This is a genomic window from Chitinophagales bacterium (assembly GCA_041392475.1).
Classification (GTDB): domain Bacteria; phylum Bacteroidota; class Bacteroidia; order Chitinophagales; family UBA2359; genus JAUHXA01.
Genome location: JAWKLZ010000002.1, coordinates 21,507 through 47,562 on the forward strand (window position 1 = coordinate 21,507; position 26,056 = coordinate 47,562).

A 26,056-nucleotide genomic window follows, 5' to 3' on the forward strand; every position below is an offset into this window, starting at 1 on the left:
TAATTGTCTAAAGAAGAAATCAACTTCTAAAAAATGAAACAAATTTTACTTCTGTTGACAATTTGTCTTTGCTTTGTCCTATCTCAAACCGTTCATGCTCAAACCGTTTGCCCCGACCCCTTACCTGATAACTACAACACTACTACTCCAGGCTGTACAATTTGTGATTTTCCCTTCACAGGTAGTAATTATGATTACACTGTCTCAGGGGTAATAGCTAATGGAGATTATGGATGTGGAAACCTCATCTGGGACAACGACCAATTCTTTGTTTTCATCGCCAACGACCCTTGCGTTTCCTTCACCGTAGATGCCTACAACTGCAATGCCAATACAGTTCCTCCATTTTTGGTGGGATTGCAGGGATTTATCTTTGATTTGGCTCTGACAACTACCTACGACTGCCATTTAGGATGCTGTATGGGCGGACCTGGAGGGTCAGGCTGCGATGCCGATAGTCCAGCTTTTACGATTGCAACTTGTGGATTAACGGTCGGAACGGCCTATTACTTAATCATTGACGGATGTGCTGGCTCGGAATGTGATTATACCGTAAGTGCAACAGGAACACAAGGCGGAGATTTCGTCACCATTTCACCGACAGGCCCTTTCTGTACCGATGAAGGCATGGTGACATTGGAAGGAAGCCCTGCAACGGGTTCGACAGGAACAGGTGTTTGGACAGGAGATGTCAATGCCAATGGGGAGTTTGACGCAACTGCTTTGGGCGCAGGCAACTATTCCGCAACTTACACTTTCACGAATACCTATGGTTGTGAAGGAGACCAAACCCTGAATTTTGTGATTGGAGAACCTCCTGTGGTCAGCATTGACCCTGTCAATCCACTTTGCACCAACAGTCTTGCCTTCAATCTAAGCGCCTCACCAGTTGGAGGTACTTGGGGAGGAGTCACGACGGATGGCGTTTTCGCTCCTGCCATTATAGGTACTGGTAATCATAGCGTTACCTACACAGTAGTCGATGGAGGATGTGTGGTTACCGAAGAGATTTTTATCACCGTCAATGCAAATCCTATTGTAGATATTGGACCTCTTAGCAGTTTCATTTGCGCTCAAGACGAAGCAGTCGACCTCATAGCGACACCAGCAGGAGGGATTTGGAGTGGCAATGTAAATGCGAATGGAACCATCAACCCCGCTTTGGGAGAAGGCTCTTATTCGGCAACCTATACCTTTACCGATGCCAACAATTGCTCAGGTTCTGACATCATCAATTTTGACATATTCCCTGCTCCAACAGTAGAAATTCTTCCTCAAGCATCTCTTTGTCAAGGTGATACCATTACAGCTTTGATAGGTATTCCCGATGGAGGTATTTGGGCGGGAGATGTAAACGAAAACGGAGAAATTGACCCTGCCATTTTGGGCGAAGGAGATTTTGTTGCAATGTATGAGATTACAGACTCCAATGGTTGTACAGGTACTGCAAATCTGGACTTTACGATATTTCCTTTACCGATTGTAGAAATAACACCTCTTGATACCGTCTGCCAAAACGACCCAATAACTACTTTGACTGTCTCACTAGAAGGAGGTACTTGGAGTGGAAATGTAGATGAAAACGGAGGTTTTGACCCCGCCATTTTGGGCGCAGGAGATTTTACAGCCATCTATGAATACACCGATGAAAACGCTTGTAGCAACAGCGATACATTGGATTTTACCATTCAACCGATACCTATTGTTTCCATTGAAGCGGTTGGAATATTTTGTGAAGATGACGGAGTTGTTCTTTTGACCGCCAATCCCACAGGAGGCGTTTGGAAAGGTGCTATTTCGGAAACGGGCGAGTTCGACCCACAAATTGCAGGTATCGGCACACACACAATTACCTACACTTTTACCGATTCTTTTGGCTGCGCCGAAATGGACGAAATCAGTATTGAAGTATTTGCCAATCCTATTGTTACTTTTCTTTCGCCAAGCGAATATTGCCCAATAGATGAACTCCTTCAATTGGAGGCAGAACCCATTGGAGGAACTTGGAGTGGAGATGTGGACTCCAATGGTGAAATCAATCCCAACCTTTTGGGTGCAGGTGATTTTACTGCAATATATACCTTCGCCGATTCCAATAACTGTACTGCTACCAATAGCCTTCAATTCACCATTTTTGCAGAACCGACCATCACCTTCGACAATACAGGTCCTTGGTGCTTGGAAGCATCTGCCCAAACCATTGTAGCAGAACCCAGTGGAGGGATTTTTTCGGGCGCAGCAGACCCAACAGGCGAAGTCGTGCCGCAAGATTTGGGCGCAGGTTTTCACGATGTCAATTACCTATTTACAGACGAAAATGGCTGCATAACAGACACGACCTTTGCCATTGAAGTATCTGCAACGGTCACGATTCAGATTGATTCCTTGCCTCCTTTGTGTTCGGATGGCGCAGTGGTGCAGCTTTCTGCCAATCCGACAGGAGGAACATGGAGCGGAGCAGCAAGCGCAACAGGCGAAGTTGACCCCGTTGCCTTGGGAGTTGGCTCACATACAGTCACCTATGAAGTCACCGATGCGGACGGATGTATGTTTAGTGGTGAGCGAAATATTGAAGTAATCGCCCCTACCAACATCGAATTTTTGTCCACCGAACCCTTTTGTTTGGAAGACGTGACCACGATTGTAGAAGCCACTCCAACAGGCGGTTTATGGTCGGGCGATGTCAATGAGTTTGGCGAATTTAATCCCACAACGCTCGGTTCGGGCGTTCACGATGCCACCTACACCTACACCGATTTTGCAGGTTGTGTGACCACTGAATCTTTCACTTTCACCATTGCAGAACCTTTGGAAATTGTATTTGACGACAGCGTTTTTTGTCAAAGCGAAACAGGTTTGGTGACTTTAAATGCTTCTCCTTCAAATGGCACTTGGTCGGGAGACATCGTTTCACCAAATGGTGAAATCGACCCTTCAATCCTTGATTTGGGAGAATATGTTGTCACCTATACGGCGCTTCAATTGCCTGAAGGTTGCAGCGTTTCGGAAGACCTTACGGTTTCGATTATTGGCGTGACGGATTTGGAGATTGTGGGCGATACCAGTTTTTGCCAAACATCGGGCATCCAAACTTTCACGGCTACGCCATCGGGAGGTACTTGGAGTGGAGTAGCCGATGCGTTGGGCAATGTGGATGTTTCTGCACTTTCAGTAGGCACGCACGAAGTGATTTATACGGCAACTTCTGACGAAGGCTGTGTTTCGACTGTCAGTCAAGAAATCACCATTGCTGCTCCACCAACTGCCAATCTTTCTGGAAGTCCTACGATGTGTGAAGGGGACGAGGCAAATTTGGAAATTGTATTGACGGGAATCGCTCCCTGGACGGTCACCTATACTTTGGAGGGCGGTACCGAAACGTCTTTTACGATTGACAGCAGCCCCTATGAATGGACGGTCAATCAGGGCGGTGAATATGTTTTGGTAAGTGTGGAAGATGCCAATGGATGTGCTGATTCGGCAATCGGAACAGCAACGATGACAGAATTGCCTCCTTTGCAGCTTGTCAATATTTCGAGCAACTGCAATGGCACAAATACAGGTTTTATTGTGCAATTTGAAATCATAGGTGGCGACCCTGCAAGCTATACCGTGTCGGGAATTGCAGGAAATCTTAGTTCGGACGCACCTTATGTTTTTACGAGCGAAGACATTCCAACGGGCGACACCGCCAATTTTACGGTCAGTGACGACAGCCCTTGTGACGACATCAGCGATGCGGTGACGGTTTTGGATTGTTCTTGTGAGACAGATGCGGGGAGTTTGCAAGTCGATGGTTTTGAAGTCTGTGTAACCGAAACGGTAACAGTTTTTCACAATGCGGATGAGTTTCTGGACGAGAATGACACGCTGCTGTTTGTGCTGTATGCTGGTACACCCAACAATGTAGAGACGGTTTTGGTGCTGACAGACGGAACGACTTTTGGTTTTGACGATGCCTTAATGGATGCAGGTGTGACCTATTACATTGCAGCGGTTGCAGGGGATGGCGACCTGATTGATGGAATTGATTTGGGGGATTCGTGTTTGGATTATTCGACAGGAATTCCTGTGCTTTTCAATGCCTTGCCTACGGCATCGCTTGGCGCAGACCAAACGATTTGTGAAGGTGACGAAGTGACTTTTGTTTTGGAATTGGAGGGCGAAGCTCCTTTTACGGTGACGCTCAATGGTGGAATTGTCTTGACGGATATTCCGAACGGGCATGAATACACCATCAGCCCTACCGAAAATACAACGATTGAAGTGGAAATGGTATCGGACGCAAATTGTGAGGACATTTCGACCAATCAAGTGAGTATTACCGTCAATACACCGCCATCAGCAGAACTCACGCCAGAGGTGAATATCTGCAATACCGACCAAAACAACGACCCTACGACTTTGAATTTGAACGATTTAATCACTAGTGGAGATGCCACGGGAACTTGGGTGGATTTGGACGCTTCGGGCGCAATCGGCACATTGCCCAACTTGGACTTCAATGGTGTAACGGCTGGCGACTATACCTTTGAATATACAACAGCAATAGCTCAAGCTCCTTGTACAGATGTTTCTTATGTGATTACGGTGCAGGTCAATGATTGTTCTTGTCCTGATGTCAGCACTTTGGGCGCAGGTCCATTCTGCAATGACAATGCTACTTTGGATTTGGCGACCATCACTTCTACAAGCGAACTTGGAACTTGGACCATCACGAATGCTCCTGCCAATGCTACCGCCACGATTACAGACAATACCTTCAATGGAGACGGTTCAGTGACAGGTGATTATGAACTGACTTTCACTTTGACGGAAACACCTCCTGCGGGCTGCCCAGGCAATTCTGTTCAAACGATTTCGATTGCGGCAGTGGTCAGTGCAGGTACTATTTCGGAGGCGATTCAGATTTGCAATGATGGAGTGGAATTGGATTTGTTGGAGCAATTGACAGACGCAACGATTGGCGGAACTTGGACAGATGTTTCTGCAAATCCTGCAACGGGCTTCTTAAATGGTGGTATTTTGACCACCGAAAATATTGCAAGTGGCACCTACAATTTTGTGTATGAAGTGGCAGCGGATGCGCCTTGTTTGGGAGATAGTGAGGAGGTCGTGGTCGAAATAGACAATCCTGTGAGTGCGGGTTCTTTGCTGCAAAATGTGGCTTTGTGTGACGGTACAGATACAACGGTGAATTTGTTTGACTTGATTGAAAACTTTGACTTGGGTGGCACTTGGACGGATGTTTCACCGAGTCCTGCAAGCGGCTTCAATGCGAATGGTGAACTGACTGTCAGTAGCTTGGATAGTGGAACGTATCTGTTTGAATATGCCGTGAACAGCAATGGAATCTGTACAAATGAGCAAGTGACGGTGGAGGTGAGAATGGACGAAACGCCGATTGCGGATGCAGGGGAAACGAGTCTTTTGACCTGTGATGAGCCGACTGCAATGATTGGAGGAACAGGCTCTTCAACGGGCGCAAACATTATTTATTTATGGTCGGGAAATGTGGAGGATTCGATTGCCGCCACGACAATGACCAATTTTTCAGGCATTTATACGCTTACCGTAACGGATTCGCAAACAGGTTGTGCGGCTACAGATTCGGTGACGATTACACAAGAAGGGGCAATTCCTATTTTGTCGGCTGTTGCTTTTGAGGTGAGTTGTTTTGGGGTGAGTGATGGACGGATTGAAGTGGAAAGCGTGACAAGTGGAGTTGAGCCTTTTCAGTATTCACTGGATGGAGACGAATTGGGTGAGCAAACAGTATTTGAGGGTTTGGAAGCGGGAAGCCATACGGTAGAGGTGGTGGATGCGAATGGCTGTACGGACGCTTTGACTTTTGAGATTGTAGAACCCGAAGAATTGACGGTTTCATTGGTATTGAATGTGGCTTCTAATGTGATACAATTGGGCGATAGTGTGCAAATTGTTCCGACATTGGCGGGTGCATTTTCTGAATTTAATTGGACTCCTTTGGGCGGTTTTGAGGCTTGTGATGTGGCATTGGATTCGGTGGCTTGTTTGAATCCGTGGGTGCAGCCAACTGAAAACACAACTTATATGCTTTCTATTGCAGATGAAACGGGCTGTACGGCTGCTGCAAGCATTGATGTGTTGGTAGAAACGGAAGTGAAGGTAATTGTGCCTACTGCTTTTTCTCCAAATGGCGATGGCATCAACGATGAACTCCGCCTTTTTGCCAATTCAAGTGTGTCTCAGGTTCAAACGTTTATGATTTTTGACCGATGGGGCGAGAAGGTGTTTGAACAAAACAATTTTGACCCGAATGATGACGCTGCTGTTGTAGCTTGGGATGGTGTGTATAAGGGCAAGGAAATGGGGATTGGGGTGTTTGTGTTTTATGCAATGGTGGAGTTTCGAGATGGGAGTTTTGGGGAGTTTCAGGGGAATGTGAGTTTGGTGAGGTAGGGATTACCGTCGAAATTAGAGTGTGGGTCGTCCTGAAAAAAGTTTACACTTAAAAAATATGTACTGAAATAGAGTTACGGTCAAAAAACCGTCCTAAATTGGGGTGACAGTGGTAAAATAAAAGAAAAAAATGGAAACCATGCTCCAAAAAATCAAACAACTCCGAAAAGAACTCCACCAAAACCCCGAACTATCAGGCTGCGAAATCCAAACAGCCCAACGAATCAAAACATTCCTACAAACCTACCATTCAGCTACTGCAATCATCGAGCAAATAGGAGGGCATGGTTTGGCAGCCGTATATGAGTTCCCACAAAAAGGAGCAACCGTAATGATTCGATGTGAATTGGATGCACTGCCAATTGAAGAAAAAAACGCCTTTGATTACCAATCCAAAACAAAAGGCGTTTCCCACAAATGTGGGCATGACGGACATATCGCAATGGTAGCAGGTTTGGTGTTTTGGATAAAAGAACAAGATTTCTGTTCAGGCAAAATCATACTGTTGTTTCAGCCTGCAGAAGAAACAGGCAAAGGAGCTTTTGAAGTGCTGCAAGACCCAAAGTTCAAAGCCCTCCGACCTGATTATATTTTTGCCCTGCACAACCTTCCTAACGAACCCCTCCACACCATTCTCACCAAACCCAATAGTTTTTCGGCAACCGTTCAGAGCATGATTGTTCACCTCACAGGCAAAGAATCCCACGCCTCCGAACCCGAAAACGGCACCAATCCAGCTTTGGCAATGGCGGAGCTTATCACCGAATTTTCAAAACTCAATAGACAAGACCTTCAAAGCGAGAAATTTACTCTCCTCACTCCAATTCACATCAACATGGGGCAAAAATCCTATGGTATTTCGGCAGGCGCAGCAGAACTGCACTACACCTTGCGAGCATGGACAGAGGAGGTAATGGCACAATTGAAGGAAACATTGCAGCAAATCTTGAATCGAATAGGGATGCAATACGCATTGAGCTACACCATAGATTGGCTCGAATATTTTCCCAGCACCACCAACGACCCTTTCTGCAATGAGTTTGTGGTAAAGGCTGCAAGAGCAAATGGTTTGGACTGCAAAGAACGAGCCTACCCATTGAAGTTTGGAGAAGATTTTGGATGGTTCTCCAAACACTACAAAACAGCCATGTTCGGTTTGGGAGCAGGTATGGATTCTCCCGCCTTGCACCATGCAGACTACGATTTTCCCGAAGAAATCCTTGAAACGGGAATGGGTATGTTCAAAGAGATTATACAACAAATTATCAAATAGACACTTAAACAGAAATAACACAATGGCAATACTTATTCCTAGATTCAAGTGACAAATACATTTTTTTGGGAAGCGGCTATGGCATGTTTCAATCCCAAACACCAAATTGGTTTTTGGGTAATTTATTGGCAGATGTTGAAAATGGAGATGCCAAAGTTGTATGTGCTTGTGATAAAGAAGGCAAGGTGGTTTGGCTACATTCAGATAAAGTTGAAGTTGTGAGCATTGATGGGAAATTGCCTTCTGAGTATTGTCTAAATCGGGATTTTATTTTATTCGTATCCCTTAATTTCTACATCTTCCTCTGGTACGTGAATTTGGGTTTGGATTTGTAGGTGATTTAAACCCGTACAAGGCCACTGTTGGTCTAAAGGTTGCATTGTTTTTGAATGTCTGTATGTCTGCACCTGGTTGGGCAATAACCAAGTTAAAATTGTTATTGCTAATAAAGTGCATCGGATAGTTGTAAGATTCAAAAGATACCATGGTTGAGTTCCCCAAACCTTTGACTACCTTAAAACTCGCATCTTGATTGAACAAGTCATCTCCCTGTGCTTGCTGCAATTTTAGTTGGAAGTTTTGGTGTCTTAAAAAATACCCAGGATATTCTAAAGATTCAAAAGACACGGTATTGTCTCCTGCCAAACCTTTCACCATTTTGAAGCTGCCAGCCTTGTTGGCTTGAATAGATTCATCTTTGGTGATTTTTCCAATAAATCCTTGATAACAAATGAAATAACAAGGATTATCTGCTGACAACATCGTGCTATGGCTTGTAGAAATAGTAGGAACTGGTGCAGGTGCAGGATTTGATGTCAACTTCCAGCCGGTCTTTGATATCCAGTAGGAACTGGTGCAGCAGGTGCAGGTACTGGTAGAGCTGGAGCTGGAGCTGGAACAGAACTACCATTACCCCATCTATAAATATTATCCGCACTGTTCACACCCCATACATTTATGTCATTACCAACAGAGATTTGCTTCAATTTTCCAGCGACTTGTGTCCAGTTGCTGCCATCCCATTGGTAAATATCATCGGCACTATTCACACCCCATACCTTGCCGTCAAAACCCACTGAAACGTGTTTCAACTTGCCCGGTATATTAGTCCATTTGCCACCATCCCAACGATAAATATCATCGGCACTGTTCACACCCCATACCTGACTGCTACTCCCAACAGAGATTTGCTTCAATTTGCCCGGTACATTGGTCCATTCACTGCCATCCATGCGGTAGATATTGTCTGCACTGTTCACACCCCACACAGCACCGTCAGAACCTACCGAAACATGCTTCAATCCTCCGGGAACTTGCTGCCAGTTGCTGCCATCCCAACGATAGATATTGTCCGCACTGTTCACACCCCAAATATGATTCATGCTACCAGCAGAGATTTGCTTCAATTTGCCCGGTATATTGGTCCATTTACTGCCATCCCAACGATAAATATCATCGGCACTGTTCACACCCCATACAGTACCGTCCGCAGCCACTGAAACGCACTTCAAACCACCAGGAATTTGTTGCCATTTACTCGCAATAGGTTGAGGTGCAGGAGCAGGAGTTGGCACAGGACTGCCATTACCCCATCTATAAATATTATCCCCGCCATTTGGCCATCGGTAATTTGCTCCCGAAATAGCCACAGCATTTTCCACATTCGGATCGTATTGTGCAGCTGGGCCGAGAACAATGTCACCTTCATAAATAGCAAGGTTATCTACTATTTCCACTTCAAATTCTATTACCTCATCTCGCATCGGCAAGGTTGACCTTACACTACGCACACTCCGATCGGATGTGTTGGGACTGTATTGCTCTACATCTTGTTCATTTTGAGGAGAGTTAGAAGATGCAGTTCTGCTGTCTCTTTGAGCTGATAAATCGGTTGTCATCAGACAACCAAATAGTAATAGTGATAAAAAAAAATTAAAACGATTCATAATTAAAAAAATTTAATGATAAAGAAAATAAATACTTCTATTAGACGATTTTGGTAGGTTTGTTCCGACAGGATTGATGAAGTTACAAAAGAAACCGTAAACAAACCCTAGATTCAAGTGACAAATGCAACTTTTTGTTTTCAAAATGGAAATCAATATCTAACACAACGATTAAGAGTAGGCATGTTTTTTTTCGTTTATAATGAGTGAGTTATACCTCTTCACCATAGATAGAGGTAGTTTTTTTGTGAACAATCTGCCGTCTACTGCTTATGTAGTAGGCGGTTCTTTTATAATGAATTAACGTTTTCAATTAGCCATGTGCATGAGGAAAAATGAGATACAATGAGTTCCCATCTAATAAATATATGGAATTGAATCCTATAAAAAAAACAGCCCATGCTTTGTATAAAGCATGGGCTGCTGGTTGTTATTGCAGCAAGAAAAAGCAAAGCCTCAAGCTATTTTTCGTAGAATCAATATCAAAAATCACTCCTTCAAATTGCTTTTGGCAGATAGCCTTCTTCTAATACTCAATTTCGTCCTCTTCCTCTATTAGTTGGATTTGTAGGAGATTGGAATCCAAATAAAGCCCTTGTTGGTCTAAAAGTCGCCTCTTTCTTGAACGCCTCTATATCTCCTTCTGGTTTGGCGATAACCAAGTTAAAATTGTCATTGCAGATAAAGTGCATCGGATAATTGTAAGATTCAAAAGAAACCATCGTTGAATTCCCCAAACCCTTGACTACCTTAAAACTCGCATCTTTTTTAAACAATTCATCAGGTGTCGCTTGCTGCAATGTTATTTGGGATTTTTGATTTCTTAGAAAATAGCCAGGATATTCTATAGATTCAAAAGACATCGTATTGTCTCCTGCCAAACCCTGAACCATTTTGAAACTACCTGCTTTGTTGGATGGAAGAGATGCATCCTTGGTGATTTTCCCAGTAAAATTTTCATAGCGAATATAGTATTTGGGATTACTAAGCGATTCAAAGGAATAAGGATTCTCTGCGGTCAACATAGTGCTGAGACTGGTAGAAATAGCAGGGGTAGGGGCAGGAGCGGGTTTTGGAACAGGTTGGCCATCACCCCATCTATAAATTTTATCCGCACTATTTACACCCCAAATATGTTTGTTACTTCCAACAGAAATTTGCTTCAATTTGCCCGAAACTTGCCGCCATCTGTCGCTATCCCTTAGGTAAATGTTGTCCGCACTGTTCACACCCCAAAATATTGGAGAAAAAACTCAATGTATCTCCTTTCCAAATCAAAATATCGGGTTTTGGGTTGATAGAATGACATTCTATTGACAGTAGTAGCAACAGGGCAATCAGAATAGAGTAGCCCATTTTGAAGTCTTTCATTATTTCTATCTATTTTCAAAAAATAATAAAGTACAAACTTTTAAAGTCACCAAACGCATTGAATTATCTTCTGTTTTCAACACAAATATTACCCCAAAAACTCCCCAAACACCCCTCTCAAAACATCCGAAACCTCGCCAAGTGTAGCCTCATTATCAACAGCTTCCACTACCGCAGGCATCAAATTTCGACCATCCTTTGCCCGTGCTTCAATCTCCTTCAAACAAGCTGCCACCTTAGCCGAATCCCGTTCCGCCTTGAGCGTTTCTAATTTTTGCGTTTGAATTTGACGGATAGAGTCGTCAATGCGAAGCAGAGGGATTTTTTTGTCATCCTCAGTAGTGTACTTGTTCACCCCCACCAAAATCTTTTCTTGGCTTTCAATCGCCTTTTGGTATTCATAAGCCGAACGAGCAATTTCTTCCTGCATATAGCCCTCCTCAATCGCTTGCACAGAACCACCCATTGCATCAATTTTTTCGATGTAGGCCCAAGCAGCATCTTCCACTTCATTTGTGAGATTTTCGACAAAATAGGACCCCGCCAATGGATCTACTGTATCCGTTACACCACTTTCAAAACCAATAATTTGCTGTGTTCTCAGCGCAATTTTTGCAGCCTCCTCAGTCGGCAAAGACAAGGCTTCATCGTAGCCATTCGTATGCAAAGACTGCGTACCACCCAATACCGCCGCCAAAGCTTGCAGCGTCACCCTCGGCACATTGTTGAGGGGTTGTTGAGCTGTCAAAGTAGAACCACCCGTTTGGGTATGGAATCGGAGTTTCATTGCCCCTTCATCCGTTGCGCCCAAATCTTTGGTCATTTTTGCCCACATCCTACGAGCCGCCCGAAATTTAGCAACTTCCTCAAAAAAGTTATTGTGGGCATTGAAGAAAAACGACAAACGTTTGGCAAACACATTGATGTCCAAACCTACTGCCATTGCAGCCTTCAAATAGGCTTTTCCATTCGCCAAAGTAAAGGCTAATTCTTGCACTGCCGTAGAACCCGCTTCCCGAATGTGATAGCCTGAAATGGAAATCGTATTCCATCGAGGCAGTTCTTTGCTGCAATATTCAAAAATGTCAGTGATGATACGCATAGAAGCTTTCGGAGGATAAATATAGGTGCCTCTTGCAGCGTACTCCTTCAATATGTCGTTTTGAATTGTGCCTGTAATTTGCTTCAAATCAGCCCCTTGCCTTCTTGCTACTGCAATATACAACGCCAACAAGATGAAACCCGTAGCATTGATGGTCATTGAAGTGCTGATTTTTTGCAGTTCGATTCCTGCAAAAAGTGTTTCCATATCTCGGATAGAGTCAATCGCCACACCCACTTTACCGACTTCTCCTTCCGCAAAATCATGATCGGAATCGTAGCCAATTTGAGTCGGCAAATCGAAGGCAACCGACAGGCCAGAAGTTCCTTGCTGCAATAAATAATGGTAGCGTTTATTGGATTCTTCGGCAGTCGAAAAACCCGCATATTGACGCATCGTCCACAAACGGCTGCGGTACATTCCCGAATGAACACCACGAGTAAAAGGGAATTCACCTGGTTCTTCTACTACTTGATTGACAGGCGGATAAGTTGCTTGTATTTCGATGCCCGAATCGGTCAAAAATTGCTCCTTGCGTTCTTTGAAGATTTTTTTGGGAGGGATATGACTCATAAGAGATGTATTTTTTGGTGTAAAAATTTAATAGATTATAGTATCATTTACACACTGCAAAGATAGACAAAGTAGTTTTTTTGTTCAGTCTCTACAAACTTTAAATGATTTGGAAATTTTAACAGCTATTGGAATGGTTTTTGAACTGTCATGTTTATGTAATGAAAATTCATTTTTTCATTTTAATCTGTTTTCAATCAAATACTTTTCCCAATGACAAATTTACTCAAATTCGCAATTCAAAATCCAGTTGTTGAAGTTATCCAAGAATCTACTGCAAACCTTCAAAAAGGTGGAAGAAGATTCATCACTACTTCTTACAGTACTTTTGCTGCCAAACGTGATCAATTGCAAAACCAACAAGCTTGCATGTGTATTACTCATGTCGGAAATACTTACTGTATTGAATGGTAAAATATTTTTTTCACTCAAAATATATCTTGAAAAATGACAAATTTAGAAAAATTCCAAACCGAAAATCCTTCTGTTAAAACTATAGAGGAATCAACTCAAACTATTCAGAAAGGTGGTAGAAGAAATTCGATTCTCCCTCCATTATTAGGAGTTCATTTACACATGTCAATAGGCACTACAACTTTTTGTTTGGATTGGTAATAGACATTACTCTATAATAATTCAAAATTAAAATCCTTAATTGAAATGGAGAAACTGATTCTTAATCAGGCAATTTCTTCATTTCAATTATTGTTTTATATGAATTGTATTTAACCTAAGCACTTTCCAAAATTAGTAAACGATAAATCGTCTGCTTCTCCCTTTTAAACATTATGGAAAATCGGTGGATACTATTTACGTATTTGTTCTTTTTTGCTACTCTCAACATGATGGCAGATCAGAACATTGGCACTGTAAGCAATCAGAAGATTGAGAACAGTGTGGTAAGGGATAGTATATCTACCTTATTGGAATTGTCCAGTCAATACTCTTACAGCGATCTTTCCAAAGCCATTGAATATTCAGCCTTAGCAGAAGAATTGGCAACACAAGCATCTTTACCTTTAGAACATTTTCGTATCTATCGCACACTCGCTTTTATGTACGAAAACAACAACAACTTGGACAGCGCTATCCATTATTATCACCGTACTTTGGATATTGCGTCAAAAGAAGACAACCCTCAAAAACTGCTACTGAAATCCTATACCGACTTAGCAATTGTTTATAGAAGAATGGCGAATTATGCGCTTAGCCGTGATTATCACTTGAAAGCTATGAAAATTGCCGAGGAAACGGGTAATCAGGTTGCCTTGGAAAATGCCTATCACGGCCTTGGAACTACATATAGAGATGTGGGAGATTACGAAAGAGCCATTCAATATTATTTGGAGGCCATTCAACTCACCGAAAAAAGAGGTGACAAACCCAATATGGTCAATACCATGCAGTTTCTGGCGATAACTTATGCCGAAAGCTCCAATACAGAATTGGCATTGAAAACCATTGAAGAAGCTGCTGCAATGGCTTACTCACTCAAAGACACAGTATTGATAGGAATTGTTGCCTTTGATTATGGTAAAATATTAAATTTGACGGGAGATACCGAAACGGCTCTTCAAAAATTTGAAGAGTCGCTTACTTATTTTGAGTTGATGCAACATAAACCTTTGATTGCACGCTCATTACTCTACATTGCAGATGTTTATACCGAGCAAAATAATTACGAGCAAGCCAAAATTTATTTTGATAAGTGCTTGCAATACGAACCTTTTATTTCCAAAAAAGGACGTGCAGATCTTCACTCCAAATTGGGCTACTTGCATCATTCGGAAGGAACAATCAATAAAGCAATCGAAGACTATCAAAAAAGTTTGGAAATTGCAGAAGCATCTGGATTCAAAGATTTTTGTCAAAAAAGCAATTTGGGTTTGTATCAGATTTTTTCCGAAAAAGGAGAAACGGATAGAGCACTTCAATATTTGGAGGCATACACAGAATTTAGAGATACCTTGTTGAGTGAGGAAAAGGTGAAAAAAATTGCAGAATTGGAGCTAAAATACGATGCAGAAAAGACAGAAAAAGAGATTCGAGACTTGAAACTCCAACAAAGTCGCTTTTTGATTATAGGAATTATTGCCCTGTTCTCCTGCATCTCTTTTTTCTTGATTTATATCCTTTATTCTGCTCAAAAGAACAATCGGGCCTTGCGGAAAAAGAACGTAGAGATTGAAGAAAAAAATATACAACTCAAAGAATCCAACGAAATACTACAACAGTTTACTTACGTTGCAGCACACGACCTCAAAGAACCTCTGCGAAATATCGGTAGTTTTGTGAATCTCCTTCAAAGAAAATTTGGTGGCAATTTCAATGCAGAAGCCAATGAGTACATGGATTTTGTGACCAAAGGAGTCCAACGGATGAACAAACTATTGAGTGCTCTTTTGGAATATTCTACGATTTCGATTCAAGGCCCCAATCAAGAACTGACCAACACCAAAAAAGTGCTGAACGAAGTAGTCGACAATCTTCAATATGCGATTGACTCCAAAAAAGCGGTAGTCGAATACGATACCTACCTTCCCAATATTCGCATGAATCATTTGCACCTTACCCAAATTTTTCAAAACCTTATCAGCAATTCGCTAAAATATTCAGATCAAAATGCTCAACCTCACATCAGAATTGCAAGTCAAATCACTGATTCTGAACTTCGATTTGAAGTAGTCGACAATGGCAAGGGAATTGACCAAGCACATGGCAATAAAATTTTCAATCTGTTCTATCAGTCCGAGAAAGACTCACAAGCCAATGGAAGTGATTTGGGTCAAAATTCTGGCATCGGGCTTACAATCTGCAAAAACATTGTAGATAAATACAACGGTCAAATTGGCTTTCAATCCGAACTTCAAAAAGGAACGGTCTTCTATTTTGCTTTTCCGATTTCGATGGGGGCTTAGTAGAAAAGTCCTCCTCTACCTCAACAACCGCTCTGGTGTATCCAATAGGTCCTGAAAATGTTGGTAATACCTTCCCACATGTACTCCATCTACCAATCCATGATGTGCTTGAACTGCTAGTGGCATTTTGATGCATCCATTTTCTTCAAAGTATTTTCCCCATGCAATTCGAGGCACAGAATCTATTGAAGGAGTGTGCATCGGATGTTGAAAACTGGTGAAGGAAAACCACGGTATAGAGGATAAAAACAGTAAATTGTCTTGTCCAGGCTCATCTTCAAGCGTTGGATTGAGTTTTCGGAAATCCATCACCTCTGTTGTGTGCTGTATAAAAGGTTTCAATTCGGGCTGATAATTGACCGTACAAAAAGTGAAAACATCTTCCATATCGGTCATCACCGTAAACGAAGGATGTACTCGGTCATGTACCACAACTTCTTCTCCACGAATCCGATAACGAAACTCCTTGATTGCATTGGCAGTATTTGCCACAATATAGACGATGGTTTGGGTGAAAGGAAGTTGGGACTTTTTGATGAAGGCTCGAAAGTGGGTGATGTCGACATTCGCACAAAAATTGACATGTGGATTCGCCATGTTTTTGAAAAACTCGAAGTGTTTTCGGCGAGACCATTGTTCTAAATTGAGAAAGTGCATAGCTTATTTTTTTGGAGTTCTTTGTCAATTTTTGTGGAAACAGTAAGGACTTCGGAAGTTTTATTTCCCAAAAGGTGAATCATCCTATAATTTTTCAACATCTAAACTTCCGAAGTCTATTTTCACAAAAAAAAACAACTCAATATACCATCATTTTACCCCGATAAACATTCTCTCCACGTACTTCAATCAAATATATGCCGCTTGTCAAATCACTGCTATTGAAGGTAATCTGACTGCTGTGAATATTTTCTTCAAAATAAACCATTTTGCCGCTGATGTCAGTCACTACCATTTCATAAGCTGTTTGTTGTGGATTATCAAAGTGAATTTGAGCCACACTGAAGCTTGGATTGGGAATGATTTGAAGAGAAAGGTAAGTATTGGAAGGACTGAAAATACCTGTTTCGACACAGCCTGTTTTCCTTTCATCAAAGAAGGCTTTTGAACCGAACAGTGCAAAGGTGGCACAAACACTATGGGTAAACATTGCTCCTGCACTGACTGCTTCAACATTGGTGGCACCATTGGCTTGCATGGTTTCTAAAGCGGTGATGCTGTTGGAAAAAGGTACTTGCTCATCGGCTTCGCAGTAGTACATACGAATTGGAGCAGTTGGCAACCAATCATATACGTCATTGTCTCTAAATGCTACTCGATAGGGATGATTTTCGTTTGTTCTCACGGCTTCCAAATACGCATCTTGAAAGATTTCATTGGGAACATTGGGCATTGCAGCATGGACTTCACTCATAAAATGCGTGCCATCAAAAAGAGGTGGCAAAGTGGTATCGTAAGGAGCTTTTAAGGCATCGGATACATTTTCGTAGAGATTGCCATACGCTTCTTGGTAGGCAAACAGCAAATAAGGAACATAACCACCTGTGCTATAAGGCTTGTCTTCTCCAATATCGCTGAAACTGGTGGTAGAGAGGTCATAAGGGCCTGAACCTGGTGAAGAAGCGGTTACTGTGAACTCATTGGTAAATTGCTCTTGCATGGTTTTGTGGGTAGCCATTGCTGCGTGCCCGCCTTGTGAATAACCTGTCAAAAACAATTGGTCGTTGAGCGGAACATTGTTGGTCGCTGCATATTCTCGCACTGCCCGCACCATGTCAATAGTGGCACTTGCCTCACTTGCTGCATGAACATAGGGATGCAATCCCGGAGAATCACCCATTCCCAGATAATCAGGTAAAATAGCTACATATCCATCTGCTGCTGCAAAATAGCCCACCAATATTTCGCCACTCAATCGAGAAGGCACATTGTTTTTCTCCAGTACGGTTCCATGGTTGTAAACCATCACTGGAAAACACAGGTTCTCATCATCGGTTTGTGGCAAGACCATTGCGCCTGATGCAATCGTGGATTCACCATGCACATCTACGGTGTTGTAAATGAGTTTGTAAACCTCTACGCCATAGGTTGCTCCAAAAACACCTTCTCCTGCGAGTTCAGTGTTTGTAAAGCTGGCAATCAGTTCGGTTGAGACAACTTTTTGTCCAAATACTGTGGGCATGGAAAGGCAAATAGCCAAGAATAGGTAAAGTATTCGTTTCATAAAATGGGATTGAATTGTTTGTTAAATTAAATGCAAATATGGTGGTTTTTGCCGATTGTTTTTGTATTGTAGAGAACAGAGAAACGTTTAAATACAAGGAATAGTTGAAAGTCAAATTGGTTTTAGGATTGATATTCTTTTTTGTATCTTCATTGAAATTTTGGGTCAAATAATTCATCATAATTATTGAAGAAACCAGCAAATCATATTCTCTATGAATTACAGCATTTCCCCTGCAAACGTAGCCGCTTTTATAGCCATCCTTTTTTCGATATACAATTACAGACCAAACGTTCAAGGCGATGGATATGTCAATTTTGGCATTTTTGTTTTGATCATTGTTAGTGTTGGAGTGCTGATAGCGGATTTTTTACTTCAAAAATTCACCCACAATTATCCGATGTTGGTGAAAGTTGAAGGGGTTATTTTGCTACTGTTGGTGCTGATACCCACACTCTCACATCGAGTGAAAACTTTTGTACTACCAGAAAACTTTACTGCTGAGTATGTAACAACGATTTATGAAGTAGAAAATGCTCCTCCATTTTGTTCAAAATGGACACGCTCTTACAAAATTGAAGTGCCTGCAAATGGCATTTTGGTTACATCTATTTCTTTGGAAAATGATATCGCCAATACCAACATACAATCGCACACAGGAACGGACTTGAACACCAATGAATCTATGGTTAGATGGTTGCCGTTTGATGGGAACACCTTAGAATGTGACGGAAAAATCTATCGCTATCAAAGCTGGAAAATAGCTGACCCAGAAAAGGTATATCATCGCTCTGAGGGAGAAATAAAGGCATTGAAACAACATTTGACTGAGCATTGTGAGGTAATATTAAATAAAGGGTGAAATGGAGGAAACGGGATTAGAGTATTTGTAGTTCAGTGGAAACGCTCTTGTAAAATTCAATCAAAATGGTTAAATTCGTAATTATTTTGTAATTACATTAATGGTGTTAAAAATGCAAATTTCAGTAGTAAAAATTGGCAATTCCAGGGGAATTCGCTTGGCAAAAAATATTTTGGAAAAATACGATATTCAAGATAAAGTAGAAGTCGTATTCAAAGAAGGTTTTTTCATTGTCAAGCCTGTGAAGAAAGTGCGAGAAGGTTGGGAGGCTTCTTTCAAGCAGATGGCAGAAAATGGAGACGATGAGTTGTTGATAGACGATGTGTTTGAAGATGAAAACTTTGAAGCATGGGATTAATATTGAACCAATACGATGTAGTAATCGTGAATTTAGACCCAACTATGGGAAGTGAACTTCGCAAAACAAGACCTTGTGTTATTTTGTCGCCTGATGAAATGAATAAATACCTAAAAACCATCATTATAGCTCCTATCACTTCTAAATCTAAGTCTTATCCTACAAGGATTCTAATTGAACTAAGAGGGAAAGAAAATTGGGTGGTCATAGACCAAATTAGAACGATTGACAAAAGAAGGATTCACAAAAAAATGGGGCGGCTGAAACCTATTGATATTCAGAATATAAAAGCTGTTATACAAGAAACTTTAGTAGATTGATAATTTTACCATGAAATACCGCATCACCTCCAGAGGCATCCTGCAACACAACAACCAAATCCTATTTGTCTGCTACGACATGGGTGGGAAACAATTATATGCACTGCCAGGTGGTCAGCAAATCATGGGCGAAACTTTAGCGGAATGTGTGAAAAGGGAATTTCAGGAGGAAACGGGATTGGAGGTCGAAGTGGGAAATTTGGTTTTGGTCAATGAGTTTATACAGGAAAGCAGTGATTTTGTGGAGGATTGGAAAGAAGGGATTCACCAAGTCGAGCATATTTTTGAAGTAACTTTGGTTTCGGAGGAAGCTATTGAAGGAGCGGGAACAAATTTTGACCCCGGAATGATTGGCATACAATGGATGGATAGGGAAACATTGCCATCCGTTCAATTTTACCCAGAACGAGAGGTGGCTTGGTTTTTTGGGGAGAAAAATGGGAGTGAAGCATTTTATCGCTCAAAACGTTATTGAAGAAATAATCATTGATAATTAACTTAAAAGCTATGCAAAAAGTAAACATCGACAGCAAACTTGCTTTATTTTCTGATCATTGGAATCCTCGAATTGTGGGGGAATTGAATGGGCAACATGTCAAATTGGCGAAACTCAAAGGAGAGTTTGTTTGGCACAAACACGATGAGGAAGACGAGCTATTTTATATATTGAAAGGTGAACTGCAAATGGAATTTCGAGATAGAACGGTGGTATTGAAGAAAGGGGAATTTTTGATTGTGCCGAGAGGTGTTGAGCATCGACCTGTGGCAGAAGAAGAGGTTTCTCTTATGTTGTTTGAACCTGTGGGAACGGTCAATACAGGGAATGAAAAGAGTGAATTGACAAGAGAGGAATTGGAGCAGATATGAACTACCACAACAAAAAATTTCGAGCCATTCAGAATACTGCAAATGGTGAAACTTCGCAAGACACAATTTTCTTGTATCAACAACAGGGAGCTATTTTGACAGCTGAATACTCTGGAGGCAACATTTTGAAAGGGCATTTGATGGGTTTGGTAGATGAATATGGAAACATCGAAATGAGCTACCACCAGATAAATCAGGCGGGTGAGTTGATGACGGGTGTTTGCCATTCTACACCCGAAATATTGCAAAATGGGAAGATTCGACTGCATGAAAAGTGGACTTGGACTTCGGGAGATGGCTCGAAAGGGGAATCTATAGTGGAAGAAGTGGAATAAAATTAGAATATGGGTATTTAAAATAAATATGAAAAGCCATGCGTAAATACTTATCTGAATTTTTCGGGACTTATGGATTGATTTTCTTTGGAACGGGCGCTATTGTGGTGAACGATTTGACAAATGGAAGCATCACACATACTGGAATTGTCATCACATTTGGGTTGATTGTGATGGTGATGATTTATGCTTTTGGTGAAATATCGGGAGCGCATATCAACCCTGCTGTGACCATTGCTTTTTGGTTCTCAGGACGTTTTGCAGGTAAAGAAGTAGCTCCCTACATTTTGGCTCAATTGGTGGGCGCATTGTTGGCAAGTGCGACCTTGTTGCTGCTTTTCCCGACTCATGCCACTCTTGGAGCGACCCTTCCCTCTGGCACAGCTTGGCAGTCTTTTGTATTGGAAGTCATTCTGACCTTCTTTCTGATGTTGGTGATTATGAATGTTTCGACAGGTTCAAAAGAAGTGGGAACAATGGCAGGTATCGCTATTGGAGGAATGGTGCTGCTTGAAGCCATGTTTGCGGGCCCCATTTCTGGCGCATCTATGAATCCTGCCCGCTCGATTGCACCTGCCCTTTTATCAGGACACTTAGAACATTGTTGGATTTATCTTACTGCTCCCATCATAGGTGCAGTAGGGGCTATAGGAGGTTGGAAAATAGTGAAAAGGGAATGAGTAACATTCATGTATTTGAAAAAAACGGTCAATACTTCAAATTTTGCGCCTATGGTTTTCTGAAAAACCTGCGATTTTTTGATGCCTTCTTGCTGTTATTTTTTTTAGAAAATGGCATTTCTTACACCCAAATAGGGGTTATTTATGCCACTCGTGAGATAGTCATCAATTTTTCGGAGATTCCCACGGGTATTCTTGCCGATACATTCGGTCGCAAAAGCTCATTGATAGCTGCTTTCCTCGCCTACATTCTTTCTTTTCTGATTTTTTATTTTTCCAGCGATTTCTATTTATTCCTCGTTGCCATAGTACTGTATGGCATAGGGGATGCTTTTCGTTCAGGAACGCACAAAGGCATGATTATGGACTATTTGAAGCTAAATGGTTGGCAAAATCAAAAGGTAAATTATTATGGCCATACCCGTTCTTGGTCACAGACAGGTTCTGCCATATCTTCACTTTTTGCAGGAATATTGGTACTTTATACAGGCACTTATCGCAGCATTTTTTTGTACTCAGTACTCCCTTATCTACTCAATTTTATCAACATATATTCCTATCCCAATGAATTGAATTTCTCTTCTTCCAAAAAAGAAAGAGAGGAGAATAAAGTCAAGGGAATCGGAATCTGGCTCACCTTCCAATCTTTTGTGGAAGTTATTAGAAAACCCAACGTATTTCAAATTATCAACTCCGCCGCCCTTCACACTTCTTTCCTAAAAGCGGTGAAAGACTACATTCAGCCATTGATGGTTCACGTTGCGTTATTGATTCCTTTTATGATGAACATGGAAGAAAAAAGAAAAAGCGGATTGATCATTGGAGTTATTTATTTTTTTATCTATTTGCTGTCATCTTTTGCTTCCAAAAATGCTGCAAAAACTGCAAATCTAAAATGGTCCAACCTTCCAAGACTAACTTTACAAGCGGGATTCATTGCAGGAATTATGTGTGGTTTTCTTTACACCTACGAATGTTGGATACTTTCTCTATTGACTTTTGTTTCTATTTATGTAATAGAAAATCTTCGAAAACCCTTGCTGACAGGCGACATTGCAGACAATGTACCACACGACATCCTCACCTCAGTCCTTTCAGCCCAGTCGTTTTGGGGAACGATATTGGCCTCCATTATTGCCCTTTCATTAGGCATTTTAGTAGATAACTTTGGAATCGGCATTGCTTTATCAGTCGTTTCCAGCTTTCTTTTATTCGGTTATTTTCTTTTTGAAAAAACAACAAATTAATAGTACATTCACAGAAAGAATAACATTTAGCAAATATTTCCTTCAACTGTTGATAGTCATTTACTTGAAAACCCATTTTTTCTGCAAATATTTTCCTCTTTTCTTCCTAACCTGCTGCTTGCTATTTTACTGCAATGTTAGCTGGGCGCAAAAGGTATCTTATTTTCACTATGAAGTAGCTAATGGTCTGCCAAGCAATGAGATATACCATATACTGCAAGACGAAAAGGGCTATATTTGGCTAGCCACTGCAATGGGAGCATCTCGCTTCAACGGACGTGAATTCACCACCTTCAATACCTCCAATGGACTGTCCAACAACCATGTACTGGACATCAAAGAAGACATCATTGGGCAAATATGGCTTTTGACTGCCGATGGAAAAACGAGCCACATTGAAGGAAACAAAATCATTGAAGAAGAAACCCTTCTTTTTGGAAACCAACAAATTAAGGCAGGTGATTTGATTATTGACTACATTACATCCCTCCTACTGCGCCGTGATTCATTGCAGCGGGATATTCTTCCCAACCAAAAAGACTATCCCACAAGTTGCGAATTCAAAGAAACAGAAAGAAATGTATGGATAGGTACTTGGGGAGGAGGCGTTTACCACTGCCGCAATTACAAAACCGATAGCCTCAAAATTGAACAATACTTGCCTCACAAAACCATCACTTCCATCCTCAAAGACCGAGAAGCGAACTATTGGTTCACCACGCTCGACGAAGGCGTTTTCATGCTTTCCAATAGACACGTTAAAACCTATACTATAGAAGACGGTTTGGCTTTTGATGATATACATTCCATTGCCAAAGATGCCCAAAGACACCTTTGGTTGGGGAGCAGCAAAGGTACACTAACCGAAATTGCGACAAATGGAACAGTAATAGACAATTACAGTGTCAGCTATTCCTTCAATGCTTACAATCGAGTAAACGATATATTACTGCAGAATGATCGAAAATGGTTGGCAACAGATGAAGGGTTGCTATTTTTCACTAAAAATACAGATTTGTTTGTGGTCAATTTAGTACCCACAAAAGAAATTATCAGCACTGAAAAAGAGCGTTTTGTGTGGGCCGCAAGATACCAAGACCCCATCAAATTTGACACCAAAGAAGGCACTGCCATCTTTTCACTCCCTTTATTGCAAGTGAGTAGTGTGTGTGAAGATTTGAAGGGTAATATTTGGATTGGCAACACACAAGGTTTGCACTATTACAACCAAGATAGTCTGTACTTTCTCCAAGATTCTTTGCTTCAAGAAAATATCAGCAGTTTGGCAATCAATAGTGAGAACCAACTTTGGATAGGCACAGACGGAAATGGAATTTTATTGGCAGATATTAGCAATCCGAGTAATCCAAAAATTTTGCTGCAACTCCAAGAAAAATATGGCTTGATAAGCAATATATGCCACAAAATTTTTGTGGATAAAAAAGACAATGCTTGGATATGCACCAATAAAGGTTTGAATCAAGTTACATTTAACCCTAAGACTTCCAAATTATCCATCCAAAAATACACTACTTTAGAGGGTCTTCCTTCTAATCACCTACACGATGTGCTGGTAGAAAATGATACCGTATGGGTAGCAAGTAGTTCAGGTCTTAGCTTTTTTGATAAAAATATTTCTTCAATACACACGCCGCCTTTGATTCACATCAGCCAAATACAAGTTTGGTACCAAGATACAGTACTTCAAAAACGCTATGATTTGGCTTTTGACCAAAACAACATCAAAATCAGCTATGATGGACTCTCCTATAAATCACAGGAAAATATGCGTTATCAATACAAAATGATTGGAGTAGATAAAAAATGGGTAGTTACAGATCAAAATGTGATTCAATACCCTACACTAACTCCTGGTGCCTACCTTTTTAGTATTTATGCCATTGATAAAGATGGTAATAGAAGCCTGCAACCTGCTCAAATACAACTATATATCGCTCGACATTACACCCAACAAGCATGGTACAAAACATTGGTTGCCCTACTCATTTTAGGCTTATTGTCAATTGTAAGTTATTACATAATTAAATACTTCAAAGAGCGGAGTGACCTCAAAAATAGACTATTAGAATCAGAACAAATGGCTTTAAGAGCGCAAATAAATCCGCATTTTATTTTTAATTCGTTGAATTCTATTCAATATTTCATTACAGAAAATGATAAAAAATCTGCTAATTTATATCTCTCCATTTTTGCTGAACTGATTCGCAAGGTATTAGAGAATTCAAAGAAGTCAAGTGTTCTTTTAGAGGATGAAATAGAACATATATATCTATATCTTAATATTGAATCCATGCGCTTCAAAGATAAATTTGAATATCAAATAGATGTTGCTGAAAACATAGAAATTAATGATATTTATATACCACCTATGTTAATACAACCATATATAGAAAATTCTATCATACATGGATTATTGCAAAAAAAAGAAGGTTTACGGCAACTGAAGATAAAATTTGAACAGAATGAAGAAATTTTAATATGTATAATTGAAGACAATGGCATAGGAAGATCAAAGGCTGCTGCTCTTCAAAATCGGAGTATTGCAAAATCTCAAATAGGGACAACGAATCCAAGTAAGCGCTTATCCATCCTTAATAACCTTAGCCGCCGCAAAATTGACATAAAAATAATTGATTTATATGATTCCAAAGGAAATTCAAAAGGAACGAAGGTGAAATTAATAATTCCAATTATGGAAAATTAATTTATTTTTTCTACTTTGGAGCAAGAATTTTACTATGTTATTTTTTTTTCTCTAATTTCTATTTTTGTACTATTGCATAAAATGCAATTTACATTGTATAGAAATAAACATTACCATCCATAATTTATTTTTTTTAAAGTGATAAATACACCTTTTTAGGTATAATTTAACTTGTTTTTCCCCAAATTTTAATTTATTTTTTATTTATTCTTATAAACACTTTAAAATGTGATGATTAAAAACAATTAAACATCCTTTTATCAATATAACACTCTTAACAAAACCAACATAAAACCTTACTTAGCAATACTTTTTTTAAAAAAAAATAAAAAAATATACGTTAAAGAAAAAAAATTAGTTTACCTTTGTTGTGATGATTTACTTATTTTATTTATAAAAATGAAAGGAGTAGATTTTATCTTTCATTTTATTTCTAACTATTTTTTATTAATTACTAACAGGTTTTTACTATGAGAAAAGCAGATTTAATTGCACGCATTGCAGAAAAGACAGGCGTGCCTAAAGTAGATGTTTTGGTTTCTTTAGAGTCTTTCTTCAAAGAAGTTAAAGAAGCCCTTGCAGAAGGAGAAAATGTTTATATCAGAGGATTTGGTTCTTTTATAACTAAAAAAAGAGCTAAGAAAATCGGTAGAAACATTAAAAAGAACATTGCTATTGAGATTCCTGAGCACCACATTCCTGCATTCAAACCAGCTAAGATTTTTGTAGAAAATGTGAAGAACAGTGAAACACTTAACAACCAGTCTGAGGACTAGTTTCGCATGGCTTCTTATCGATAAGAAATGGAAAGGCTGGA

The 26,056-nt window shown here is 40.6% G+C and carries 22 protein-coding genes; 15 read left to right on the forward strand and 7 right to left on the reverse strand.

From position 1 onward, the window contains the following. Positions 1-33 precede the first annotated feature (33 nt). From R3E32_13610 to R3E32_13620, 3 genes are all read left to right on the forward strand, one after another. The gene (locus R3E32_13610; GenBank protein MEZ4885765.1) at positions 34-6,441 is read left to right on the forward strand and encodes a gliding motility-associated C-terminal domain-containing protein; all 6,408 of its coding nucleotides are present in this window, start codon (positions 34-36) and stop codon (positions 6,439-6,441) included. A 130-nt stretch (positions 6,442-6,571) separates the two neighbouring features. After that, positions 6,572-7,714: an amidohydrolase gene (locus R3E32_13615; protein MEZ4885766.1), complete on the forward strand. Its 1,143-nt coding sequence runs from the start codon at positions 6,572-6,574 to the stop codon at positions 7,712-7,714. Between the two features lie 65 nt (positions 7,715-7,779). Further along, positions 7,780-8,049, forward strand: a complete 270-nt coding sequence (locus R3E32_13620) for a hypothetical protein (protein MEZ4885767.1) — start codon at positions 7,780-7,782, stop codon at positions 8,047-8,049. Here R3E32_13620 and R3E32_13625 read toward each other — a convergent pair. The 5 genes from R3E32_13625 to R3E32_13645 all read right to left on the reverse strand — a co-directional run bounded on the left by R3E32_13625 (position 8,000) and on the right by R3E32_13645 (position 12,706). Further along, positions 8,000-8,533: an AbfB domain-containing protein gene (locus R3E32_13625; GenBank protein ID MEZ4885768.1), complete on the reverse strand. Its 534-nt coding sequence runs from the start codon at positions 8,531-8,533 to the stop codon at positions 8,000-8,002. The two genes, R3E32_13620 and R3E32_13625, sit on opposite strands and share 50 nt — an antisense overlap. Beyond that, complete coding sequence (locus R3E32_13630; GenBank protein ID MEZ4885769.1) at positions 8,530-9,660, reverse strand: tectonin domain-containing protein; 1,131 nt, start codon at positions 9,658-9,660, stop codon at positions 8,530-8,532. The genes R3E32_13625 and R3E32_13630 overlap by 4 nt, the downstream gene beginning before the upstream one ends. 533 nt (positions 9,661-10,193) lie before the next feature. Then, positions 10,194-10,889 carry an AbfB domain-containing protein gene (locus R3E32_13635; GenBank protein ID MEZ4885770.1) on the reverse strand — a complete coding sequence of 232 codons (696 nt, stop codon included), beginning with the start codon at positions 10,887-10,889 and terminating at the stop codon, positions 10,194-10,196. Further along, positions 10,855-11,031 carry a hypothetical protein gene (locus R3E32_13640; GenBank protein ID MEZ4885771.1) on the reverse strand — a complete coding sequence of 59 codons (177 nt, stop codon included), beginning with the start codon at positions 11,029-11,031 and terminating at the stop codon, positions 10,855-10,857. The genes R3E32_13635 and R3E32_13640 overlap by 35 nt, the downstream gene beginning before the upstream one ends. A gap of 88 nt (positions 11,032-11,119) precedes the next feature. After that, positions 11,120-12,706 (reverse strand): methylmalonyl-CoA mutase family protein, encoded by a 1,587-nt coding sequence (locus R3E32_13645; protein ID MEZ4885772.1) that lies wholly within the window; start codon positions 12,704-12,706, stop codon positions 11,120-11,122. A gap of 213 nt (positions 12,707-12,919) precedes the next feature. Here R3E32_13645 and R3E32_13650 point away from each other — a divergent pair, with 213 nt between their 5' ends. After that, positions 12,920-13,120, forward strand: a complete 201-nt coding sequence (locus tag R3E32_13650) for a hypothetical protein (GenBank protein ID MEZ4885773.1) — start codon at positions 12,920-12,922, stop codon at positions 13,118-13,120. A 374-nt stretch (positions 13,121-13,494) separates the two neighbouring features. Then, the gene (locus R3E32_13655; GenBank protein ID MEZ4885774.1) at positions 13,495-15,624 is read left to right on the forward strand and encodes a tetratricopeptide repeat protein; all 2,130 of its coding nucleotides are present in this window, start codon (positions 13,495-13,497) and stop codon (positions 15,622-15,624) included. A gap of 15 nt (positions 15,625-15,639) precedes the next feature. Here the strand turns inward: R3E32_13655 and R3E32_13660 are convergent, their stop codons facing one another. Continuing rightward, the gene (locus tag R3E32_13660; protein MEZ4885775.1) at positions 15,640-16,281 is read right to left on the reverse strand and encodes a chloramphenicol acetyltransferase; all 642 of its coding nucleotides are present in this window, start codon (positions 16,279-16,281) and stop codon (positions 15,640-15,642) included. A 139-nt stretch (positions 16,282-16,420) separates the two neighbouring features. Next, positions 16,421-17,845, reverse strand: a complete 1,425-nt coding sequence (locus tag R3E32_13665; protein ID MEZ4885776.1) for a lipase family protein — start codon at positions 17,843-17,845, stop codon at positions 16,421-16,423. 214 nt (positions 17,846-18,059) lie between these two features. On the opposite strand from R3E32_13665, the gene R3E32_13670 reads away from it, so the two are divergent. The 10 genes from R3E32_13670 to R3E32_13715 all read left to right on the forward strand — a co-directional run bounded on the left by R3E32_13670 (position 18,060) and on the right by R3E32_13715 (position 26,015). Next, a complete protein-coding gene (locus tag R3E32_13670; protein ID MEZ4885777.1) occupies positions 18,060-18,707 on the forward strand; it encodes a hypothetical protein in 648 nt (215 codons plus the stop codon). Positions 18,708-18,819: 112 nt separating this feature from the next. Further along, the gene (locus R3E32_13675) at positions 18,820-19,065 is read left to right on the forward strand and encodes an AbrB/MazE/SpoVT family DNA-binding domain-containing protein (protein ID MEZ4885778.1); all 246 of its coding nucleotides are present in this window, start codon (positions 18,820-18,822) and stop codon (positions 19,063-19,065) included. Then, positions 19,056-19,385: a type II toxin-antitoxin system PemK/MazF family toxin gene (locus R3E32_13680; protein ID MEZ4885779.1), complete on the forward strand. Its 330-nt coding sequence runs from the start codon at positions 19,056-19,058 to the stop codon at positions 19,383-19,385. The genes R3E32_13675 and R3E32_13680 overlap by 10 nt, the downstream gene beginning before the upstream one ends. A 10-nt stretch (positions 19,386-19,395) precedes the next feature. Continuing rightward, positions 19,396-19,860, forward strand: coding sequence for an NUDIX domain-containing protein (locus R3E32_13685; GenBank protein MEZ4885780.1), 465 nt, complete (start codon positions 19,396-19,398; stop codon positions 19,858-19,860). A gap of 32 nt (positions 19,861-19,892) precedes the next feature. Beyond that, the gene (locus R3E32_13690) at positions 19,893-20,252 is read left to right on the forward strand and encodes a cupin domain-containing protein (GenBank protein MEZ4885781.1); all 360 of its coding nucleotides are present in this window, start codon (positions 19,893-19,895) and stop codon (positions 20,250-20,252) included. After that, positions 20,249-20,587 carry a hypothetical protein gene (locus tag R3E32_13695; GenBank protein ID MEZ4885782.1) on the forward strand — a complete coding sequence of 113 codons (339 nt, stop codon included), beginning with the start codon at positions 20,249-20,251 and terminating at the stop codon, positions 20,585-20,587. Before R3E32_13690 ends, R3E32_13695 begins: the two co-directional genes overlap by 4 nt. A gap of 38 nt (positions 20,588-20,625) precedes the next feature. Beyond that, positions 20,626-21,267 carry an MIP family channel protein gene (locus R3E32_13700; protein ID MEZ4885783.1) on the forward strand — a complete coding sequence of 214 codons (642 nt, stop codon included), beginning with the start codon at positions 20,626-20,628 and terminating at the stop codon, positions 21,265-21,267. Further along, the gene (locus R3E32_13705) at positions 21,264-22,514 is read left to right on the forward strand and encodes an MFS transporter (GenBank protein ID MEZ4885784.1); all 1,251 of its coding nucleotides are present in this window, start codon (positions 21,264-21,266) and stop codon (positions 22,512-22,514) included. Before R3E32_13700 ends, R3E32_13705 begins: the two co-directional genes overlap by 4 nt. A gap of 49 nt (positions 22,515-22,563) precedes the next feature. Further along, positions 22,564-25,239 (forward strand): two-component regulator propeller domain-containing protein, encoded by a 2,676-nt coding sequence (locus R3E32_13710; protein MEZ4885785.1) that lies wholly within the window; start codon positions 22,564-22,566, stop codon positions 25,237-25,239. Positions 25,240-25,709: 470 nt separating this feature from the next. Then, positions 25,710-26,015: an HU family DNA-binding protein gene (locus R3E32_13715; protein MEZ4885786.1), complete on the forward strand. Its 306-nt coding sequence runs from the start codon at positions 25,710-25,712 to the stop codon at positions 26,013-26,015. Positions 26,016-26,056 lie beyond the last annotated feature (41 nt).

What these genes read in the sequence shown, in the direction of transcription:
- R3E32_13610 (MEZ4885765.1), top strand. Translation starts at nt 34, where the DNA reads ATGAAACAAATTTTACTTCTGTTGACAATTTGTCTTTGCTTTGTCCTA.
- R3E32_13615 (MEZ4885766.1), top strand. Translation starts at nt 6,572, where the DNA reads ATGGAAACCATGCTCCAAAAAATCAAACAACTCCGAAAAGAACTCCAC.
- R3E32_13630 (MEZ4885769.1), bottom strand. Translation starts at nt 9,660, where the DNA reads ATGAATCGTTTTAATTTTTTTTTATCACTATTACTATTTGGTTGTCTG.
- R3E32_13640 (MEZ4885771.1), bottom strand. Translation starts at nt 11,031, where the DNA reads ATGAAAGACTTCAAAATGGGCTACTCTATTCTGATTGCCCTGTTGCTA.
- R3E32_13645 (MEZ4885772.1), bottom strand. Translation starts at nt 12,706, where the DNA reads ATGAGTCATATCCCTCCCAAAAAAATCTTCAAAGAACGCAAGGAGCAA.
- R3E32_13650 (MEZ4885773.1), top strand. Translation starts at nt 12,920, where the DNA reads ATGACAAATTTACTCAAATTCGCAATTCAAAATCCAGTTGTTGAAGTT.
- R3E32_13655 (MEZ4885774.1), top strand. Translation starts at nt 13,495, where the DNA reads ATGGAAAATCGGTGGATACTATTTACGTATTTGTTCTTTTTTGCTACT.
- R3E32_13660 (MEZ4885775.1), bottom strand. Translation starts at nt 16,281, where the DNA reads ATGCACTTTCTCAATTTAGAACAATGGTCTCGCCGAAAACACTTCGAG.
- R3E32_13665 (MEZ4885776.1), bottom strand. Translation starts at nt 17,845, where the DNA reads ATGAAACGAATACTTTACCTATTCTTGGCTATTTGCCTTTCCATGCCC.
- R3E32_13670 (MEZ4885777.1), top strand. Translation starts at nt 18,060, where the DNA reads ATGAATTACAGCATTTCCCCTGCAAACGTAGCCGCTTTTATAGCCATC.
- R3E32_13675 (MEZ4885778.1), top strand. Translation starts at nt 18,820, where the DNA reads ATGCAAATTTCAGTAGTAAAAATTGGCAATTCCAGGGGAATTCGCTTG.
- R3E32_13680 (MEZ4885779.1), top strand. Translation starts at nt 19,056, where the DNA reads ATGGGATTAATATTGAACCAATACGATGTAGTAATCGTGAATTTAGAC.
- R3E32_13685 (MEZ4885780.1), top strand. Translation starts at nt 19,396, where the DNA reads ATGAAATACCGCATCACCTCCAGAGGCATCCTGCAACACAACAACCAA.
- R3E32_13690 (MEZ4885781.1), top strand. Translation starts at nt 19,893, where the DNA reads ATGCAAAAAGTAAACATCGACAGCAAACTTGCTTTATTTTCTGATCAT.
- R3E32_13695 (MEZ4885782.1), top strand. Translation starts at nt 20,249, where the DNA reads ATGAACTACCACAACAAAAAATTTCGAGCCATTCAGAATACTGCAAAT.
- R3E32_13700 (MEZ4885783.1), top strand. Translation starts at nt 20,626, where the DNA reads ATGCGTAAATACTTATCTGAATTTTTCGGGACTTATGGATTGATTTTC.
- R3E32_13705 (MEZ4885784.1), top strand. Translation starts at nt 21,264, where the DNA reads ATGAGTAACATTCATGTATTTGAAAAAAACGGTCAATACTTCAAATTT.
- R3E32_13715 (MEZ4885786.1), top strand. Translation starts at nt 25,710, where the DNA reads ATGAGAAAAGCAGATTTAATTGCACGCATTGCAGAAAAGACAGGCGTG.